Raw genomic sequence first — 20,269 nt, 5'->3', positions numbered from 1 at the left:
GGGGGATTTGTTTTATTGTTGTTTTGCTTCTTCAAATAGCGAAATGGCTTTTTTGCGTCTTTCCTGGTGGTCTACCGTCGGAAGCGGATATGTATCACCTAGCACACATCCCGATTTCAATTGCTCATCAATCGGCATTTTACTTGGTTCATGAATCCATTTTTCATCGACATGTTCTAGCTCTGGTACATATTTTCTAATAAATTCCCCGCTTGGGTCAAATCGCTTTGACTGAGTGATCGGGTTGAAAATACGGAAGTACGGCACCGCATCTGTTCCGACGGAGGCTGCCCATTGAAATCCTCCGATATTTGACGCCTCATCATAATCCACAAGTTTTTTTGCAAAATACGCTTCGCCTTTTCTCCAATCAATCAAATAATCCTTTGTTAAAAATGAAGCTGTAACCATTCGCAAGCGGTTATGCATCCACCCCTCCTCATTTAACTGTCTCATCCCTGCATCAACGAGCGGAAAGCCTGTCTCTCCTTTACACCAAGCTTCAAACAGCGTCTCATCATCATTCCATCTCATCCCTTGAAACGCTGAATTGATTTCTTTTTCTTTCATCTCAGGATAATGCGCATAAATCATATGGTAAAAATCACGCCAAGCCAGCTCTTTGATAAAGGTCTCTCTGCCCTCGTCTTCATAGAGTGCTTCTTCATATATCGCATGAAAGATCGTTCGAGTCGAAATAGTGCCTGTTTTTAAGAACCGCGACAGCTTGCTCGTTCCAAAAACAGACGGAATATCTCGTTTCTCCTGATAACGCGTTAATCTTTTTTGAATAAATTGCTGCAGCGTGTTCATCGCTTTCTCTGTGCCAATTTGATCAAACTTCCTTGAGCAGCCCTTTATCAAGTCTCGTAGTTTCTCATTTCCTTTTTGTGAAAGTGACTCATCACAAATCATATGCCCACTGCTGAAAAATGATTTGTCAACTTTTATCACAGGCTGCTTCTCTTGCTTACGCCATGATTGATAGTATGGGGTAAACACTTGATAATGTGATCCATCTGCTTTTAAAATATCTCGCGCCCCGTGAAGGTGTGTATCTTGCCACGTTGATACATGAATGCCCTTCTTTTCTAAAAAATCGGTTACTTGCTTGTCACGCCTTTGGCCAATACCCACTTCATCTTCATTAAAAAAGACGGCGTTGATGTTATACACATCCATGACCTGCTGAAAGGCGCGCAGGACATCATCATGGAGAAGGTGAACATACACTTGAGATTCTCTTGCTTCCTTGACGAAATACGCCAAGTTTTGAAAGAAATGTTCGTTATTTAAATCCATTTTCATTTCAGTAAAAAATGGATCTAAATGATAAAGAGCCAATAATTTGTACTCATGTTTTTTTGCATATGTGATCGCTTTAGATAAAGCGATATGATCATCCAATCGCATATCTCGGCGAAACCAAATCACGACAATTTCCAACTTTCTTCACCTCACTCTATAGTGTAATCACTCTTGCAGACTGCTGCACATTTTAATGCGTTCAAAAAAAGACACATCACGTTGGATGTGTCTCACTTATTATTCGGGCTTTAACACAATGAGCAGATCTCCGGTTTGAATCGGTTCTCCATTTGTCACATGTATTTCATCTACAACCGCAGTGAATGGGGCTTGTACAGTCGTCTCCATTTTCATGGCTTCATTGATCATCAAATGCTCACCTTGCGAGATTTTCTGTCCTTTTTCCACGAGCACTTTGATGACAGTGCCTGGCATTGAAGCGGCAATGTGATTTGGATTTGAGCGGTCCGCCTTCATTTTTTCTTGAACGGATGATTTGATGCTTTCATCCTTAATCACGACTTCACGCGGCTGTCCATTTAGCTCAAAATAAAGAACTCTTGTCGCGTCTGGATTCGGTTCTCCAATTGACACGAGTTTCACAATGAGTGTTTTTCCTTTTTCGATTTCTACCTCGATCTCTTCACCAAGCCTCATCCCATAGAAAAATGTTGGTGTGTCAAGAACCGAGATGTCCCCGTAGCTTTCAGCTGTTTGGACAAATTCTGAAAAGACTTTCGGGTATAAGGCATACGCAATCGCATCTTGCTCTGTCAGCGTCAGGTCATGAGATTCTTTGAACTGCTGCTGAATAGCTTCAAAGTCAACTGGCTTCAGCTTCTCACCAGGTCTGACAGTAAGCGGTTCTTCTCCTTTTAAAATGAGCTTTTGCAATTTTTCAGGGAATCCGCCATGCGGCTGACCTAAATATCCTTTAAATAGTTCCACAACAGAATCCGGGAAGTCTAAAGTTGCTCCTTTTTCATAGACATCTTCCTCTGTTAAATCATTTTGCACCATATAAAGTGCCATATCTCCGACTACTTTAGAAGAAGGTGTCACCTTCACAATATCACCAAACATGTCATTTACACGTCTGTACATTTCTTTTACTTCGTTCCAGCGGTCACCAAGTCCGACACCTTTCGCCTGCTGCTGCAAGTTACTATACTGTCCGCCAGGCATTTCATGCTCATAAATTTCTGTATGAGGTGAATTCATGCCACTTTCGAATTCACGATAGTATTTTCTGACAGAATCCCAGTATTGAGAAAGATGTTCGACAGATTGGACATTCATATCTGGCTTTCTTTCATGCCCATCTAAAGCATAGTACAGTGAGCTTGCGCTTGGCTGTGATGTGAGTCCTGCCATAGAGCTAACGGCCACATCGACAATATCAACACCTGCATCAATTGCCCTTGCATAGGTGAACAGTCCGTTTCCACTCGTATCATGTGTATGAAGATGAATAGGGATCGTGAGCTCGTCTTTTAAAGCAGAGACTAACTCATAAGCTGCCTGCGGCTTTAATAATCCCGCCATATCTTTAATACCTAAAATATGCGCTCCGGCAGATTCAAGCTGTTTCGCAAGAGATACATAGTACTTAAGATCATATTTCGGACGAGATGGATCGAGAATGTCCCCTGTATAACAAATAGCTGCCTCCGCCACTTTGCCTGATTCACGAACAGAATCAATGGCAAGAGTCATGCCTTTCACCCAGTTTAAGCTATCGAAAATACGGAACACGTCAATGCCTGCCTCGGCAGATTCTTTTACAAATGCTTTAATCACATTATCCGCATAGTTTGTATATCCAACCGCGTTTGATGATCTTAAAAGCATTTGGAACAACGTGTTTGGTACTTCTTGGCGAAGCTCTTTTAATCGCTGCCAAGGATCTTCTTTCAAGAAACGATACGCAACATCAAATGTAGCACCGCCCCACATTTCCATACTAAACAGCTCTGGCCATAAACCTGCTGTAGGCTGGGCCACTTTCTTTAAATCATGCGTTCTGAAGCGAGTCGCAAGCAATGACTGATGCGCATCCCTAAAGGTTGTATCTGTTAAAAGAACGTTCTTTTGTTCTTTTACCCAATTGGCTAGGCCCTCAGGTCCATGGGCATCTAACAATTGTTTAGTCCCAGATGGAATTTCTCGCTTGAGAGGAAGCTTCGGTACAACAGGCTTGTCAAAATGAGGCTTCTTTTTCTCTGCAATGCCAGGGAATCCATTAATGGTCACGTTACCAATATAAGTCAGCATTTTCGTTCCACGGTCTTTTTGCTTAGGGAAATTAAATAGCTCTGGCGTTGAATCGATAAACGACGTATCGTATTCCCCTTTTAGAAACTTCTCATGCTTTGCCACGTTTTCAAGAAACGGAATGTTTGTTTTAATCCCGCGAATTCTAAATTCCTGTAAGTTTCGAACCATTTTGGCAGCAGCTTGGTCAAATGTGAGCGCCCATGTGGACAGCTTGACCAATAGTGAATCGTAATAAGGTGTAATGACTGCACCTTGAAAGCTGTTCCCTGTATCAAGTCGTACTCCAAATCCTCCACCTGAACGGTAGGCCATAATTTTTCCTGTGTCTGGCATAAAATCATTTAAAGGATCTTCTGTTGTAACCCTTGATTGAATAGCAAAACCATGTGTGAAAATATCTTCTTGCTTTGGTATACCAACTTCCTTACTGTGAAGGTCATGACCTTTCGCGACAAGAATTTGGGTTTGGACAATATCGACACCAGTGATCATTTCAGTGATCGTGTGTTCTACCTGTACCCTTGGATTGACTTCAATAAAATAAAACTCTCCATTTGCAACAAGGAATTCTACAGTTCCTGCATTGATATAAGAGACATTCCGAGCCAGCTGAACTGCCGCTTCGCAAATGTCTTCACGCAATTGATCTGTAAGAGACACACTTGGCGCCACTTCAATGACTTTTTGATGTCGCCTTTGAACAGAGCAGTCACGCTCATATAAATGAATGATATTGCCGTGATTGTCACCAATCACCTGCACCTCAATGTGTTTCGGATTTTCAATCAGTTTTTCAACGTATACTTCGTCATTTCCAAAAGCCGCTTTTGCCTCTGACTTCGCACGATCATAGGCTTCCTTCAGCTCCTCTTTCGTTCTGACAATCCGCATACCCCGGCCGCCGCCGCCTAGTGAAGCTTTAATAATAAACGGATAACCGTATTCTTCACCGAATTTTTCGACTTCTTTGACCGAATCAACTGGTCCGTCACTTCCTGGAATGACTGGAATTCCAGCTTTTTTCGCTTCTTCTCTTGCCTTTACTTTATCTCCAAACATATCTAAATGCTGAGAAGTTGGACCGATAAATTGAATGCCTTCCTCTTCGCATCGTCTTGCAAAATGAATATTTTCAGATAAAAATCCGTAACCTGGATGGATTGCATCCACGTCATTTCGTTTTGCAATTTCGATGATCCCCTCGATATCAAGGTAGGCATCAATCGGTTTTTTTCCTTCTCCAACTAGATATGCTTCATCTGCTTTATAGCGATGATAAGAGCCCGAGTCTTCTTTGGAATAAATGGCTACTGTACGTAAATTGAGCTCCGTACAGGCCCTGAAGACTCTGATAGCAATTTCCCCTCTGTTTGCAACTAGAACCTTTTGAATTGTTCTCTGTGACATTTCTCACTCCTCCATATCCCTTAAAATTTTATATGTACTCTATAATAAAGGAAGAAATGAAAACTGTACACTTTTGTTTTCTAAAGATTCAAAGTTTTCTGCATTCCATTTTTTTGAACTGATAGCTTGCTCATTGATTTTTTCTTTTTGTAACGCTCTTTATATTCAGTAAACATGCTGATATTCAGCAATATTCCCATACAACCACTCAGTAAAATAATAGACGATCCCCCGTAGCTAATAAACGGAAGCGTGACCCCAGTAATCGGAATCAGACCTGAAACACCGCCTAAATTAATGCATGTTTGGATGGCAATCATGGATGAAATTCCTATTGCAAGCAAACTTCCAAATGGATCTTCACACTTTCTTGCAATATAAAAACCTTTCACGACGATGAAGCCAAGGAGAGCGAGTACAAAAAATACACCGAAAAAGCCAAGCTCTTCTGAAATGATTGCCATGATAAAATCTGTGTGTGGCTCTGGAAGATATCCGTACTTTTGAACGCTTTCTCCTAATCCAAGTCCAAAAAAACCACCTGATCCAATGGCGTAATAGGAATTAATCAATTGGTGTCCCGTAGCCCCTGCATCTTTAAAGGGATCTTGGAAACTCTCAAAACGCCCAAGACGATTTTGCGTGAAAATTTTGTCCCAAAAAAGAATAATAAATGGGGTCACGACGACCATCACGGCACTAAATAGCGCCAGCAGCTTCGCAAGTGTTTTCCCGCTAAACCCTGAACATAAAATCATCGCAAGCGCAATCATGCCAATGATAAAGGCTGTCCCATAGTCTGGCTGCAAAATGATAAATCCGCATAAGATCGAGACAATCACGATTGGAGGTGTAACTCCTCGTAAAATATGATCAATATAATGCTGCTTTTTTGCATACACAGCAGCAAGATAAATAATGACGACAATCTTCACAAATTCCGCTGGCTGAAGACTGAATGGACCTACTTTAATCCAGCTTCTTGCGTTCCCTGCAATATGACCGCCAAAGTACACATAGATGAGGGAAAAAACGGATAGCAGCAGCATACCGATTTGAAATTTCTTATTTGAAAACAACTGATATGGAACGAGTGCCGTAAAGAGCAAAATGACCGCTCCAACAATCATAAATAAAAGCTGTTTCTTAAAAAAATTATCTGGTGCAGCATCGTATCTGATCACAGATGTAATCATACTTGAGCTATACACCATGACCAAACCGAATGCGCTAATTAAAATAATGGCGAACAATAATGAGTAGTCATACGATTTTAGCATTCTCTTTAACATATAATCCTCTTCCTAACGTCTGTTTCTACTGCTTGATATCCTCTTAGCTGTTTTTATTCTACTACATTTTCTCCGTTTGATCTCGTTTTACCTCTTTTATATTGTTCGTCATTCATGAAAGAATCAAGTCCGTTTGACATGAATCAATGAAAAAATAGAGGACAAAAAAACTCAAACTTATGTTCAAGAAGTTTGAGTTTTCAATCATTATTTTTTTGTGAACGCATCATGAAGTGCGGAAAGCTCTCTCTCAAGTTTATCGAGTAGTTTCTTACCTTCATGTTGATCAACTAATCCAAGCCGGACAGCGAAATCAATTTCTCTCGATAATCCGAACATTTGAGTATCTAAAACCTCTTCATAAAGAGGACATTGCGGCATCGTTAAGTTGTCCATTTGCACTTGGATCAATTTTAAAATTTTATCTGCATCCAATTTTAATAAAGCCAGTGCTTTTTGCCGATGATCGACTAAAATTTCTGACGCCAAAAGTATCCCTCCGTTCCCCAGGCGAGTACCTAATTCTTCTATTTATCATAAAGCGAAACGCCCAAAATTGCAAGCAGATTTGTACAGTTCGCTTTGTAAAAATAAAAAGAAGCCTTCCTTCATTAAAAGATACTCATCTCGTATTTTTCACTCATCAGCTCAAGCAGCTTAATCCCAGCAATACTATTCCCTTTTTCATCCAGAGCCGGACCGAAGATACCGATTCCAAAATCATATGGTGCAGCTCCCATAATCCCACCTGAGACACCGCTTTTTGCAGGAATTCCGATGTTAATGGCAAATTCTCCGCTCGCATTGTACATGCCGCACGTCACCATAAAGGTTTTACAAATTCTAGCGACATCTTTCGAAAGAATTTGCTTTCCCGTTTCTGGATGCCTGCCGTCTAATGAAAAAACACAAGCAATTTTCGCCAAATCCAAGCTGTTCATCATGATGGCACATTGTTTCGTATAGACGTCCATGACTTCTTCTACGTTCCCTCTAATAATATGATATTGCTTCATATAATAGCACATCGCCCGGTTAATCATGGATGTCTCAAATTCGGACGCAGCAGTTTCCTTGCAGTATGTAATGCTTTTGTCATTTGCAAGCTCTCTAATGAAGCTAAGCAGCCGGCCCAGCTGAGCTTCTGGGGTCGCTCCCCTGATTAAACTTGTGACGGCGAGCGCCCCTGCATTAATCATTGGATTCAGCGGTTTATTCGGGCTGGCTGTTTCCAGTTTGATCATTGAATTAAACGGGTCTCCTGTTGGTTCTTGTCCAACAAATTGAAAGACTTTTTTTGGCCCTTCTTCTGAGAGGACAAGCGCCAGTGCTAATACTTTTGAAATACTTTGAAGCGTAAATCGTTTATCTACATCTCCAGCGGAGTGGCACGTATTACTCACATGATACACAGCCACAGATAAATCCGTCTGATCCGCTTTGCCGAGAGCAGGAATATAGGATGCTACTTGACCATCTTTGGCCACTTTTTTTGCTTCTTCTACAAATCGCTGAAGCTCTTCATTGTCGCGACATGCCATGCCTCATACACTCCCTATCTTTCATGTACGATTAGTGTGTACAAGGTGTAGCCTGTTTATGAAAGTGACAAATTGGACGAAAACTTCTATAATTTATGTTGGAAAGGGGTTGTCTTGAACATGAGCATCATTCAAATCAAGGGGAACGTACAGTACAAGATCACCATTGATCCAAGTGTATGGATTTTTGATGACCGCAAATTTTTAATGGATTCATTTTTTGAAAATGCAGCAAGTGAAGAGAATCAGCTAGATCAGGAGCTTGACCAAGAGCGGGTGATAAGAGAAGGTCAAACACTTCCACCTACGTTAAAAACAGAGAAAAAGTACGAGAAGGAAAGACTCGTCACTGGCAGCTTCGGTATGAAGCTTGGCGATATGCTAAAAAATGCTGAGCCGCTTGAACATGCGGATACATGCGAATTTGTCACAGAAACTGGTACAATTGCTGTCCCGCTTTCTCAGGCAATGGAAAGCATTGCTCATTTCAGCCAACATGGTAAACCCATCATAGAAGAAGGACCAATCCACGTCTATTTCGCGGATCAGTCCAACCTCACTCAGCCGATAAAAGGTGTCAAAGAGCTCGTCATTACATAAGTTAGAGGGTCTGGACTATAGCAAATCAGCAGCAAGCTGTGCAAGTCCAGACCTTTCTCCTTTGACAAGCTTGACATGTCCAGATATTTGCTGCCCTTTGAACCGCTCGATGACATACGTAAGCCCATTATTTAAACTGTCTAAATAAGGGTGATCAATCTGCTCTGGATCTCCCATCAGCACAATTTTACTTCCCTCTCCGACTCGCGTTAATAATGTTTTCACCTCATGCTTTGTTAAATTCTGCGCCTCATCAATGATAATAAATTGATCAGGGATGCTTCTTCCCCGAATATACGTCAATGCTTCGACTTGAATAGATCCAATTCCCGCCAAAATCGCATCAAGCTCACCCGGCTTTTTTGTATTAAATAAAAACTCTAGGTTGTCATAGATCGGCTGCATCCATGGTCTGAGCTTTTCTTCCTTTTCTCCTGGCAAGTACCCTATATCTTTCCCAACAGGCACGATGGAGCGCGCCACAATTAACTTTTTAAACATACCGAGGTCCTCTGTCTGCATTAACCCGGCAGCAAGTGCAAGCAATGTTTTACCAGTCCCTGCTTTTCCAATCAGTGTCACGAGCGGAATGTCACGACGCAAAAGCAACTCGAGTGCCATCGTCTGCTGGACATTCTTTGGACGGATTCCCCAAATATGCTCTTGATCATAAACGAGACGTTTAACATGCTCTGCCTTTTGATCAAGCATTCCTAAAGCAGAACCGCCTTCATTTCCCTTCATGATGACAAATTGATGAGGGTTGAATGGTGCACTTGTGACCTCTTTTATTGGTAATTGATTTTGCTTATAAAATGTATTCAATTGCTCAGTCGGAATGTAGAGCTCATGATAGCCATTATCGATGTCTTCATTTTGCAATACACGGTCACTTAAGAAGTCTTCTGCTTGAAGCCCTATAGCATCCGCCTTTACCCGCACTAGCACATCCTTGCTGACCAAAATAACAGGCCGGCCATGAGGCTTTGTTTCTTCCTCTAAGCTTAAATTTTTCGCGACTGCCAATATTCGATTATCGTTCGTTTTTTCAATAAAAATTTCTTGAAGCTCATGAAAAGAGCGGTGATTCAGTTCAATGCGCAGTGTCCCTTTTGACTCTAGTGTAATTTTTTCATGCAGTTTCCCTTTCGATCTTAAACCGTCGATTAGGCGTGAGACGCGCCGGGCATTTTGTCCAACCTCGTCCATATATCTCTTTTTTGAGTCTACTTCTTCTAACACAACGGCTGGTATGACGACTTCGTTGTCTTCAAATGAAAAGATTGAATTCGGATCCTGTAATAACACATTTGTGTCTAATACATAAATTTTACTCAGGTCCTTCGCCTCCTGATCGGGGTTTCATTCATCCTTGTCTTTCCCAAAACGATTGTTAAAATATATGTTTTCATGAATAAAGTTAGAAGGTTAATTCAACAATAAAATAAATCATGCAGTTTGTGAAGGAGGGAATACAGATGCGACTATTTTTGACATTATTCATGGTTCAAGCCATCATGCTGTTAGGCGCTTGCCAGCAGCAGGAAAAGAGTGAGGCACTGAACAAGCAAGATGGACGCCAGCACGTAGTAAGAGTGTCAGATTCCACTAAGAAAAAGACCAATCAAGCTAGGTCATCCACAGATGTCGCGCAGCATCTTGTCAAAGTAACAGAGCACGTAGCAGATGTTAATGATGCAACGGCAGTCGTCATCGGCCGCTATGCCGTTGTTGGTATTGATGTAAAAGATGATTTAGATAGAAGCAAAGTAGAAACCATTAAATATTCAGTTGCAAAAGCGCTGAAAAATGATCCAGAAGGTGCGAATGCTGTTGTGGTCGCTGATCCGGATACAGTCAGCCGGTTAAAAGAAATGGGTAAAGAAATACAAGCAGGACGCCCTGTCAGTGGGATTATGGATGAACTAGCCGCCATTGTCGGCCGTGTAATGCCAGAGATGCCAAGAAATGAAATTGATCGCCGCGAAACAGATCCAACAAATGAACCGAATGATCAGCTCAAACAAAATGATCAAAAGAGGTTAGACGAACATCAAAACGATCAATCAAACCATCATATGAATCAGAAGAAATAAAGAGAACGGCTTATATCTCCTGTGATATAAGCCGTTTTCTACGCTGATTTTAAGTAGCTGGAAAACATGCTATAATAAATGCAATAAGTGAGGTGAAAAGGATGAGAGTGAAGTGCTCATTATGTGAGAAGCTTGAAACCATTGATGATGATACACTCGTTGCTAAACGGTTAAGAAATCGACCGATTCATACATATATGTGCGATGACTGTCAGGAACGTATTAAAGTAAAGACAGAAGCACGCATCAAGACTGGCAGATTCTCTCTTTATCAAGATCCTGCGACAAAAGAGAAAAAGAAGAAAAAAGGAAAAAAAGAACAAAATACATAAAAAAAGACCTGACACGAGTTCAGGTCTTTTTTTACGTATTCACTGTTCCTTCTTTTTTCGCACGATGCAGCCTGATTTTATAAATGATCAAAATGGCAGCTGCCACGACTAGCCCTTCCGCTACTGGCAGGAAGATTCCTAGAAATGTGAGAAACGTGCAGCCAAAAATCAAAAACAAGTAAATCACGAGTGCTTTTAAAATCGGTAAACGTCTAGCAAAGCCGAGCTTAAAAACAATAATTGCTAAAACAAGGATGGTGCCATATAGGAGCCACATCCCTGTTTGCGGATTTTCATCGACACGAAACAGCATCGCGAAAAAGGATAGATTTCCACTTACTTCCTGTTCATTCAAAAAGATTCCCTCCCCTTATCTTTCAGGGTTCTATCTTTTTAATTCTTCATGGAATTACGATAATCCTGCTAGCTTTTTCTTCTTCGCTGCTTTCTCACGTTCGTTTTTATCTAAAATTTTCTTTCTTAAACGAATTGATTCAGGTGTAACCTCACAGTATTCGTCCTCATTCAAGTACTCAAGAGATTCCTCAAGTGACATAATACGTGGTTTTTTCATGCTCACCGTTTGATCTTTCGTCGCTGAACGCACGTTTGTTTGTTGTTTCATACGACTTACGTTGACAACAAGATCGTTCTCACGGTTATGCTCACCAACAATCATTCCTTGGTATACTTCAACACCCGGCTCAACAAAGATCACACCGCGCTCTTCAACGCCTTGGATTCCGTAAGCAGTCGCTTTACCTGTTTCCATTGAAACAAGTACACCTTGACGACGTCCGCCGACTTGACCAGACTGCATTGGCTGGTAGCTGTCAAACGTATGGTTCAAAATACCAAAACCACGAGTTAATGAAAGAAATTCAGTTGTATATCCGATTAAACCACGTGATGGCACTGTAAAGATCAGGCGAACTTGACCATTACCATTATTGATCATGTCAATCATTTCACCTTTTCGTGCGCCCATTGATTCCATGATAGAGCCAGTATGCTCTTCTGGTACATCAATTTGAACGCGTTCAACAGGCTCACATCGAACACCGTCAACTTCTTTTACAATAACTTCTGGCTTCGATACTTGTAATTCAAATCCTTCACGTCTCATATTCTCAATAAGAATGGATAGGTGAAGCTCTCCGCGTCCAGATACAACCCAAGCATCAGGCGAATCAGTTGGATCAACACGAAGACTGACGTCTGTTTGAAGCTGCTGCTCTAGGCGCTCTTCAATTTTACGTGATGTTACATATTTTCCTTCACGGCCTGCAAATGGGCTGTTGTTCACAACAAACGTCATTTGAAGAGTCGGCTCATCAATACGAAGGATTGGCAGAGCCTCTTGGTGTTCAACAGGACATACCGTTTCACCTACGTTAATGTCTTCCATTCCAGATACAGCAACAAGATCTCCTGCTTTCGCTTCGTTGATTTCCACTCGTTTTAACCCTTGGAAACCAAAAATCTTCGTCACACGGAATTGTTTCACACTGCCGTCCACTTTCATTAAGGCTACTTGCTGTCCTACTTGCATTGTTCCTCTAAATACACGACCGATCCCAATTCTTCCAACATAATCATTGTAATCAAGTAGCGCCACTTGGAATTGAAGCGGCTCTTCATGGTTATCAACTGGGCAAGGGATATGGTTAACAATGGCTTCAAACAAAGATTCCATGTTTTCATCTTGCTTGCTTGCATCGTTACTTGCTGTACCATTGATTGCTGATGCATAGACAACTGGGAATTCAAGCTGTTCTTCTGTCGCATCCAATTCAATGAACAAGTCAATTACTTCATCGACTACTTCAGCCGGACGAGCAAAGTCGCGGTCAATTTTATTGACAACAACAATTGGTGTTAAGTTTTGCTCAAGTGCCTTTTTCAGCACAAAGCGTGTTTGAGGCATACAGCCTTCATAAGCATCCACAACGAGAAGTACACCATCTACCATTTTCATGATACGCTCAACCTCACCACCGAAATCGGCGTGTCCTGGTGTATCTAAAATATTAATGCGTGTATCTTTATAATGGATCGCAGTATTTTTAGCTAAAATCGTAATACCGCGCTCTCGCTCTAAATCATTTGAATCCATGGCTCTCTCAGCGATATTTTCATTCGCACGGAAAGTACCAGCTTGATGGAGCAATTGGTCAACAAGCGTCGTTTTACCATGGTCAACGTGGGCAATAATTGCGATGTTGCGAAGATCTTTTCGAAGTTTCACATTTTCATCTCCTAAAATAATTAGATAACTTTCATATTATATCACAATCCCCTTTAAATGCCGATCGTTTTTCTGTAAACTTATATTAACTCTAAAAAAAGGGATGGAGAAAAATGAAACAAATCAAATGGCTTCTATTATTATGTGCATTACTTGCGGTTGTCAGTATGGCGTTTATTGGGGTAACTCTTGCAGAAAAAAACGTGCTGGGTATTTGTCTAAGTATTGTGTTTGCCATGATTTTCATGGGTACAGGATTTACATTAAAAAGAAAATTAAACGTGCAATCATAAAATTTCTCAAAAGCCTTTTACATTCTCTATGTAAAAGGCTTTTATTTTTGGTCAAAACAAGACCAACCACCTATGAAAAGGCGTGTATAAAGACAGAACATATCATTTAGACTTGGCAAAAGTAAGTCATCTGAACCTCTCCATTTTTCGACAATAACGTTTATAGTTCTCCAAAATCAAACATAAAGTTACAATTTTCCTATTCTTCCACAAAGTTTCTCGTGATATGCTGTACTTGCAACAAAATTTAACAGAAAAGGGAGAGAAAAGAAGCATGAAGAAGATTTTGAGCAAATCGCTCAGCTCTGTTGTATTTTTCGCTTTAGCTATTATTCTTACTTTCACAACAGTAGCTCCTGGGCAAGCAAGTGCTGCAACTTTCAAAGGGATTCCTTTTGAGCAGCAACAAGTCATTAAAGAATTATTGGAGAAAAACGAGCGTGTCATCAACATTCTCATTAACTCATTTGTTGAGGAAGACAACAACTACACATTTGATGTGAAAAAAGCTGTTGAGCTCGGACTAACTGAAGAAGAAGCGGCGACTGCTGAGAAATTCTTAGATCGCGCTGCTGTTCTGACAATCGTTTTCAGTGAGAGCGTCACTAAAAACGAAAAAGGAAAATTAGTTTTTGATGCAGCGAAAGCTGTTGAACTTGGTCTTACAAAAGAAGAAGCAGCTAAATTTGAAAAGCTGTTTAAATCAGTGATCAGAATCGCTGATCTTGCTGGTGATGCACTTGTTTTAGACAAAAAAGGTAATGTTGTCATTGATTCAAAAATCGCAAAAGGTATTGGATTCAGCTCTACTGAATTACTTGTTTTCAACCAAATGCTGAAAAAAATCCCTCAAGAGCAATTAAAATCAGTCTATGATGCAATTCAAATTGCTAAAGAAAAATTAAGCTAAGCTCGAAACCCCCACCTGGATCGCCCAGATGGGGTTTTTTTATTTCAGCCAATAAAGAATGATCATCTAGCTTTTTCATATCGATAGCCAGTTGTGTTTTTTTAAAAATTCATCAAACACAAAAAATCACTTCATTCTCATGAAGTGATTTGGTTTATTTTTTATTTTCACTGCCTTTTATGTAATCGTGTAAAATTTTTTCACAAACGGATCGATTTCCAGCGACGATGCTGTTTTTGTCTAGGAACGTTAGGTGTTCTCCGTGTATATTTGAGTAGACTGCCCCTACTTCATCAAGCAGCACACAGCCTGCTGCATAATCCCACGGCGCAAGCCTTAACGTGACGTATGCGTCACTTCTGCCGCTTGAGATATAAGCGAGCTCCAAGGCAGCTGATCCAATCGTTCTCGTCCCTCTCACATCACGCACAAGTCGGGCGAACGGTTTCGCATCAAAATAAGGGCTTTCAATCGCCCAGGTCGGGTTAATGCCCACGATGGCTTTTTCAATCGCTACATCTTTTAATGGAGGAAGTAGGGTATCATTCATATAAGCCCCTTCTCCTTTGATCGCATGGTAAAGCTCGTCATGAATGACGTCATAAATGAGACCGATTTTCCCAATGCCATTTTCAAATATCCCGATTGAAATGGCAAAGTTTCGTTTTTGATGGACAAAGTTCATTGTGCCATCGATTGGATCAATGATCCACACGACCCCATCAAGTGAGGTCACCTCTTCCCCTTGTCCTTCTTCACCTAAAATATGATGATCTGAAAATGTCGATTGGATCTTTTCAATGAAAAAACGTTCTGTTTCTTTATCGATATTTGTGACAAGATCATTTGGATTTGATTTTGTTTCAATTGATAGACCATCCTGCATGGACGCTTTAATACGGCTTCCTGCTTCTTTTACCCAAAGCTTTGCAAGACGGTCAATTTCCACCCAGTTTGTCATCAGCTGTAAACCTCTTTTCTATGTAATACCTATTTGTAATAGCATACTGATATTATGTACGTAAAAGCAAGAAAAAAGCAGCTTCATACAAAAACGAACCGATGAATTGGTTCGTTTTTACCTCACCTTGTTTTACCCTTTAAGCTGCTCCCATTCTTTTCTTAGGCGCTCAAGCTTTCGTTTGCTGCGTTCGATTTGGATGTCATCTTTTTGCTCGATGGCTTCATGAAGCGTAGAAAGCTCATAGTCCACCTCTAATCTCCACACAGCGATGCGATTCTTCTTCTCCTGTCTATACCCCTGCTTCACGATTTGCTTCATTTGGTCAACGCCCCTTCCAGAGAATGATTCATTCCTTGTCAGTTTTCATTGATAACAATCGATAAGAGAATTGGTTCTTGCTTATATCGTATGAAGCGATCGCATAACCGTAACGACATTCTGAAAATTGTGTCTTTACCTATTTGTTATGTACCACAAAATCGTTGTTTTTAAACGCTGACTCACGTCCTCTACAATCTTTGATCTGACGATGCATCTTTTTTTGAGCTTAACCCAAGCTATGATAAAATATGATCAGCGAAAGAATACAGGAGGCATACGATGAGTGAAATGCGTTTTAGAGATGAAGATTTTGAGACATTTACAGTTGACGGTTTAGATGAACGAATGACCGTATTAAAAGAAAGAGTCCGTCCAAAGCTTGAGGCACTTGGAGAACACTTTGCACCACTTCTTTCTTCTATTACAGGAGACGAAATGTTTGTACACGTCGCAAAGCATGCTAGAAGATCAGTCAATCCGCCAAATGATACGTGGGTTGCTTTTGCAAACAGCAAGCGTGGGTATAAAAAGCTCCCTCATTTTCAAATTGGGCTTTGGAAAACACATGTCTTTGTATGGTTTGCTCTTATTTATGAATCTCCTGTAAAAGGCGAATATGGTCAGCTCTTCGAAAAAGAACTAGATACCATTCAGAAGAAAATACCACAAGATTTTGTTTGGTCTAAAGATCATATGAAACCAGATGTCATGCGTCACAGCGAACTCGATGCAGAACAGTTGAAAACACTGTTTGAACGTGTCCAAACGGTAAAGAAAGCCGAGCTTCTTTGCGGCATTCAGCTACCTAGAGAAGAAGTCGTTCAAATGAATAATGAAGAATTCTTATCAAAAATTGAAGATGCCTTCCGAACGGTGACATATCTATACCGCTTTACACAAAAACAATCTGTATAAAAAAACGAGCCCATACAGGCTCGTCAGCTTGTAGAGAAACTCATGTTTTTCTACAGGCTTTTTTATTTTCATCGTAATTATGATGGATGAGATTTAATGAAAAAGGCCTCCCACACACCTAGCCTAGCTTCGCTAGGTGTGTGGCAATCTTTTTCATGTTCTGGCACGCAGCTGTGAGGAGAACTTGCTCACTCACATTTTGTTTCCCCCTTAACCGGCAGTAGCGAAGCCCATGCAGTTGTTTTGAATCTGCAAAGCTTCGCTCTATTTTTTCTTTTCTTTTTTTATATAGCTCTTTTCCAGAAACAGTTAGACGATTCTGTCTGATCTTTTCTTTATGTTCTTCCCATATGTGTCTTGAGATGACTCTTTGATGATTTTTCGACCTTGTGCATCTTTCAAGGAAAGGACACGATGCACATTTTTTAGGATCTGATTTGTAGAATCGATAACCTTTTCGATCTGTTGTCGTATATAAAAGCTTCTCACCTTTTGGGCATATGTAATGATCATTTTCAGAATCATACTGAAACTTCCACTTCTCAAATAATCCTCTTGTTGGATGAAAACGTCTATGGGCAATGACACCAAAAATATGTCGATCAGATAAACCTTTACAAATTGGTGTTGTCAAATAACCTGAATCAAGCGCAACAGCTTCTACTTGAAAACCAAATCGTGCGATTTGGTGATCTAACCGATCAAGATATGGAACAGAATCATGGACATTTCCAGGCGTGACATGAGCATCGGTGATGATATTATACTTCATATCTGTTGTCCGGTGGTCTAGGTAGAAAAAGCCTTCAGGCTTGTTTTCGCGATATAGATAGCCGCTTTCAGGATCAGTCATACTTTGACGAATGTCTTTTTCTGTTTTCACCTCCTCTTTTACCTTTAAGAGCTTTTTTCCATGTGCCACCCGATCTTCTTGGACTGCTTCTTCTAAATCATTGATATAGTTCTGGGTATCTTGTTCAATCGTTTTTCTCGTATATTTATGTTTATTAGCATTGGCTTTAAGATGAGTTGAATCAGTAAAAAGAACGCGACCTCCTACCATATCATGATTGATAGCTTGAAGCACAATCTCATCGAAAATGTCTTGAAAAATCGTTGTATTTTTAAATCGAGTACGACGATTCCAACTAATAGTGGAGTGATGGGGAACGGGATCATTGATGTTCAAACCTAAAAACCATCTATACGCCATGTTATAGTAAATTTCTTTTTCGAGTTGTCTTTCAGAACGGATACCGTAAAGGTATCCGATAAACATCATTTTGAACAAAATAAGCGGATCAAGGGAAGGACGACCTTTATTTTCACTATAATAGGGTTTTACTTTATCTACGATAAATGAAAAATCAATGTACTGATCAATTTTACGAAGCAGGTGATCCTCTTCGACCAGTTGATCTAGCAATACAAATTCGGCTTCGTGCTGAGAAGAATTTCTAGTGTGGAACATGAGAAAAACACCTTCCTTTAGAATGCTTTTCTCTATTATAAAATGGAGTGGTGGAAAATTTAAGGGAAAAAATAAAGCTGCCGAGATTTTCTCGACAGCCTGACGAGCCCATACAGGCTCGTTTTTTCTTACATACGAATAATGGTAGACTCTTCTGCTTCTCTTGCCGTTTTCACTGTACGATAAGGAGAATACCCGCTTTCTTTTTCAAACGCTGCACAATGCGTCTTTTCTTCTGCTTTTGATGGCACAATCTCTTTAAAACGTTTATAAGTATCTAATAACTCCTGCTTCGGTATTCCTTTTTCATAGGCTTTTTCAACAGCTTGAAAAAACGAAATAACCGCAATCTTTTCCTCTGTCGTCCAGTCGACGTCCATTGGATATTGATATTCCATTTACTTGTCCCTCACTTTAACACTCATTTCTTATTTGAGCTTTTATTATAGCATCTGTTCGATCAGAAACCGATTGATTTTATGCTTTACATTCCGATCAGTTCATAATATAATTCTTTTGTTTTATGCAATGAAATCTGTCGTTATTGGCACAATAATAGCAGGTATTTCGATGAAGGTGGGAAAGCAATTGTCACAACATGATACACCCTTATACACTGGACTAAAAAAACATGCAGCAACCAATCCAGTTCAATTTCACATTCCAGGCCATAAAAAAGGAGCCGGAATGGACCCTGAATTTAGAGCATTCATTGGCGACAATGCATTAAGCATTGATCTCATTAATATAGAACCTCTTGATGATTTACACTCACCTCGAGGAATGATAAAAGAAGCACAAGATTTAGCTGCTGAAGCCTTCGGTGCTGACCATACGTTTTTCTGTATTCAAGGAACAAGCGGCGCCATCATGACAATGGTGATGACCGTATGCGGACCTGGGGATAAAATTATCGTTCCGCGTAACGTCCATAAATCAATTATGTCCGCGATTGTATTTTCTGGCGCAGTTCCTGTTTTTATTCACCCAGAAATAGACAAAGAGCTTGGCATCTCTCACGGCATTACACCAGAATCAGCGAAAAAAGCACTCACAGAGCATCCAGATGCCAAAGGTCTACTTGTGATTAATCCGACGTATTTCGGCGTTTCAGCAGACTTAAAATCGATTGTAGACATTGCCCATTCATTTCATGTGCCTGTCCTTGTCGATGAGGCACACGGCGTGCATATTCATTTTCACGATAAGCTCCCACTATCAGCCATGCAAGCAGGTGCCGACATGGCAGCAACAAGTGTCCATAAGCTTGGCGGTTCCCTTACTCAGAGCTCTATTTTAAATATGAAGGAAGGGCTTATCTCAAAAGATCGCGTGCAGTCGATTTTGAGCATGTTGACGACAACGTCTACATCTTATTTGCTCCTGGCGTCACTTGATGTCGCTCGAAAGCGATTAGCCACTGAAGGAAAGGCACTTGCAGATGAAGCCATCCGTTTAGCGGAATCAGCGAGGAACCGTTTGAATCAAATTGATGGCATTACGTGTATTGGCAAGGAAATACTCGGTTCAGCTTCTACGTACGATTATGATCCAACGAAATTAATTATTTCAATTAAAGACCTTGGACTCAATGGTCATGATGTCGAAAAATGGCTGAGAGAAAGCTACCGGATTGAAGTAGAGCTTTCTGACCTTTACAACATATTATGTATTGTGACCCCTGGTGATTCTGATGAAACAATCGATGCGCTGATCACGGCTATGAAAGACATTGCCGCAACCTCTACAAGTGAGAGCGGCACACAAGAGGTAACTGAAGTCTTGCTACCTGAGATTCCATCACTTGCCATGACGCCGCGTGATGCCTTTTACGCCACAACAGAAGTAGTTCCGTTTAAAGAAGCAGCGGGCCGCATCATCGCAGAGTTTGTCATGGTGTACCCGCCAGGCATACCTATTTTTATACCAGGAGAGATTATCACAGAAGAAAATATCTCCTATATCTTTAAAAACATTGAAATTGGTCTCCCTGTGCAAGGACCAGAAGATTCAACGCTGGAACTGATTCGTGTCATTAAAGAACAAAAACCAATTTTATAAAAAAGAAACATGCAGCCCCAAATGGAGCTGCATGCTTTTTTATTTATTCAGAGGCTTCATCACAGCAATGACAGTGACCACACGTTCCGTATAGTGTTGTCACTTTTTCATTTTCAAATTGATCAATGGTCTCATTGCAATCTTGACAAATAATTGTACCCACGTACATTCCCCTTTTCTTCATTCAATATTTGAAAGCGTTTAATCTATTTCACACTTCTATAATATGATGT

The 20,269-nt window shown here is 40.5% G+C and carries 20 protein-coding genes; 7 read left to right on the top strand and 13 right to left on the bottom strand.

Going from position 1 to position 20,269, the window contains the following annotated elements:
* Window positions 1–12 precede the first annotated feature (12 nt).
* From MKX52_RS06965 to glsA, 5 genes are all read right to left on the bottom strand, one after another.
* Window positions 13–1,446 (bottom strand): deoxyribodipyrimidine photo-lyase, encoded by a 1,434-nt coding sequence (locus MKX52_RS06965; protein WP_342491716.1) that lies wholly within the window; start codon window positions 1,444–1,446, stop codon window positions 13–15.
* A 99-nt stretch (window positions 1,447–1,545) separates the two neighbouring features.
* Window positions 1,546–4,992 (bottom strand): pyruvate carboxylase, encoded by a 3,447-nt coding sequence (gene pyc, locus MKX52_RS06960; RefSeq protein WP_342491715.1) that lies wholly within the window; start codon window positions 4,990–4,992, stop codon window positions 1,546–1,548.
* A gap of 80 nt (window positions 4,993–5,072) precedes the next feature.
* Window positions 5,073–6,284 (bottom strand): putative lipid II flippase FtsW, encoded by a 1,212-nt coding sequence (ftsW, locus tag MKX52_RS06955; RefSeq protein ID WP_342491714.1) that lies wholly within the window; start codon window positions 6,282–6,284, stop codon window positions 5,073–5,075.
* 207 nt (window positions 6,285–6,491) lie between these two features.
* Window positions 6,492–6,773 (bottom strand): YlaN family protein, encoded by a 282-nt coding sequence (locus MKX52_RS06950; protein ID WP_003212509.1) that lies wholly within the window; start codon window positions 6,771–6,773, stop codon window positions 6,492–6,494.
* Between the two features lie 122 nt (window positions 6,774–6,895).
* Window positions 6,896–7,825: a glutaminase A gene (gene glsA, locus MKX52_RS06945; RefSeq protein ID WP_012009839.1), complete on the bottom strand. Its 930-nt coding sequence runs from the start codon at window positions 7,823–7,825 to the stop codon at window positions 6,896–6,898.
* Between the two features lie 120 nt (window positions 7,826–7,945).
* On the opposite strand from glsA, the gene MKX52_RS06940 reads away from it, so the two are divergent.
* Window positions 7,946–8,425: a hypothetical protein gene (locus MKX52_RS06940; RefSeq protein ID WP_012009838.1), complete on the top strand. Its 480-nt coding sequence runs from the start codon at window positions 7,946–7,948 to the stop codon at window positions 8,423–8,425.
* 15 nt (window positions 8,426–8,440) lie between these two features.
* On the opposite strand, the gene MKX52_RS06935 is transcribed toward MKX52_RS06940, so the two are convergent.
* Window positions 8,441–9,763, bottom strand: coding sequence for a PhoH family protein (locus tag MKX52_RS06935; protein ID WP_034619937.1), 1,323 nt, complete (start codon window positions 9,761–9,763; stop codon window positions 8,441–8,443).
* A 140-nt stretch (window positions 9,764–9,903) separates the two neighbouring features.
* Between MKX52_RS06935 and MKX52_RS06930 the strand changes: the two genes are divergently transcribed.
* The gene (locus tag MKX52_RS06930; protein ID WP_342491713.1) at window positions 9,904–10,521 is read left to right on the top strand and encodes a YhcN/YlaJ family sporulation lipoprotein; all 618 of its coding nucleotides are present in this window, start codon (window positions 9,904–9,906) and stop codon (window positions 10,519–10,521) included.
* A 101-nt stretch (window positions 10,522–10,622) separates the two neighbouring features.
* Entirely contained in the window at window positions 10,623–10,853 is a 231-nt protein-coding gene (locus tag MKX52_RS06925; RefSeq protein WP_342491712.1) for a YlaI family protein, read from the top strand.
* Between the two features lie 31 nt (window positions 10,854–10,884).
* Here MKX52_RS06925 and MKX52_RS06920 read toward each other — a convergent pair whose 3' ends face one another.
* Window positions 10,885–11,166 (bottom strand): YlaH-like family protein, encoded by a 282-nt coding sequence (locus tag MKX52_RS06920; protein ID WP_044334035.1) that lies wholly within the window; start codon window positions 11,164–11,166, stop codon window positions 10,885–10,887.
* 96 nt (window positions 11,167–11,262) lie between these two features.
* A complete protein-coding gene (gene typA, locus MKX52_RS06915; RefSeq protein WP_012009833.1) occupies window positions 11,263–13,101 on the bottom strand; it encodes a translational GTPase TypA in 1,839 nt (612 codons plus the stop codon).
* A gap of 113 nt (window positions 13,102–13,214) precedes the next feature.
* On the opposite strand from typA, the gene MKX52_RS06910 reads away from it, so the two are divergent.
* On the top strand, window positions 13,215–13,394 hold the full coding sequence (locus MKX52_RS06910) for a DUF5325 family protein (protein WP_003211596.1): 180 nt from the start codon (window positions 13,215–13,217) through the stop codon (window positions 13,392–13,394).
* 274 nt (window positions 13,395–13,668) lie between these two features.
* Complete coding sequence (locus MKX52_RS06905; protein WP_012009832.1) at window positions 13,669–14,304, top strand: hypothetical protein; 636 nt, start codon at window positions 13,669–13,671, stop codon at window positions 14,302–14,304.
* 154 nt (window positions 14,305–14,458) lie between these two features.
* Here MKX52_RS06905 and MKX52_RS06900 read toward each other — a convergent pair whose 3' ends face one another.
* Together MKX52_RS06900 and MKX52_RS06895 are read right to left on the bottom strand one after the other, a co-directional pair.
* Window positions 14,459–15,265, bottom strand: coding sequence for an inositol monophosphatase family protein (locus tag MKX52_RS06900; protein WP_342491711.1), 807 nt, complete (start codon window positions 15,263–15,265; stop codon window positions 14,459–14,461).
* 132 nt (window positions 15,266–15,397) lie between these two features.
* Entirely contained in the window at window positions 15,398–15,586 is a 189-nt protein-coding gene (locus MKX52_RS06895; protein WP_003211901.1) for a hypothetical protein, read from the bottom strand.
* Between the two features lie 282 nt (window positions 15,587–15,868).
* Here MKX52_RS06895 and MKX52_RS06890 point away from each other — a divergent pair, with 282 nt between their 5' ends.
* On the top strand, window positions 15,869–16,504 hold the full coding sequence (locus tag MKX52_RS06890; RefSeq protein WP_012009830.1) for a DUF1054 domain-containing protein: 636 nt from the start codon (window positions 15,869–15,871) through the stop codon (window positions 16,502–16,504).
* Window positions 16,505–16,622: 118 nt separating this feature from the next.
* Here MKX52_RS06890 and MKX52_RS06885 read toward each other — a convergent pair whose 3' ends face one another.
* Window positions 16,623–17,975: an IS1182 family transposase gene (locus tag MKX52_RS06885; protein ID WP_253602410.1), complete on the bottom strand. Its 1,353-nt coding sequence runs from the start codon at window positions 17,973–17,975 to the stop codon at window positions 16,623–16,625.
* Between the two features lie 128 nt (window positions 17,976–18,103).
* Complete coding sequence (locus MKX52_RS06880) at window positions 18,104–18,373, bottom strand: UPF0223 family protein (protein ID WP_012009829.1); 270 nt, start codon at window positions 18,371–18,373, stop codon at window positions 18,104–18,106.
* Window positions 18,374–18,563: 190 nt separating this feature from the next.
* Here MKX52_RS06880 and MKX52_RS06875 point away from each other — a divergent pair, with 190 nt between their 5' ends.
* Window positions 18,564–20,036 (top strand): aminotransferase class I/II-fold pyridoxal phosphate-dependent enzyme, encoded by a 1,473-nt coding sequence (locus MKX52_RS06875; protein WP_119125690.1) that lies wholly within the window; start codon window positions 18,564–18,566, stop codon window positions 20,034–20,036.
* A gap of 43 nt (window positions 20,037–20,079) precedes the next feature.
* On the opposite strand, the gene MKX52_RS06870 is transcribed toward MKX52_RS06875, so the two are convergent.
* Entirely contained in the window at window positions 20,080–20,199 is a 120-nt protein-coding gene (locus MKX52_RS06870; protein ID WP_003212464.1) for a GapA-binding peptide SR1P, read from the bottom strand.
* Window positions 20,200–20,269 lie beyond the last annotated feature (70 nt).

The organism is Bacillus sp. FSL R5-0422, from assembly GCF_038610765.1.
GTDB lineage: Bacteria > Bacillota > Bacilli > Bacillales > Bacillaceae > Bacillus > Bacillus pumilus_O.
The sequence above is the reverse complement of the archived record's forward strand: the minus strand, read 5'-3'. Positions and strand labels throughout refer to the sequence as shown.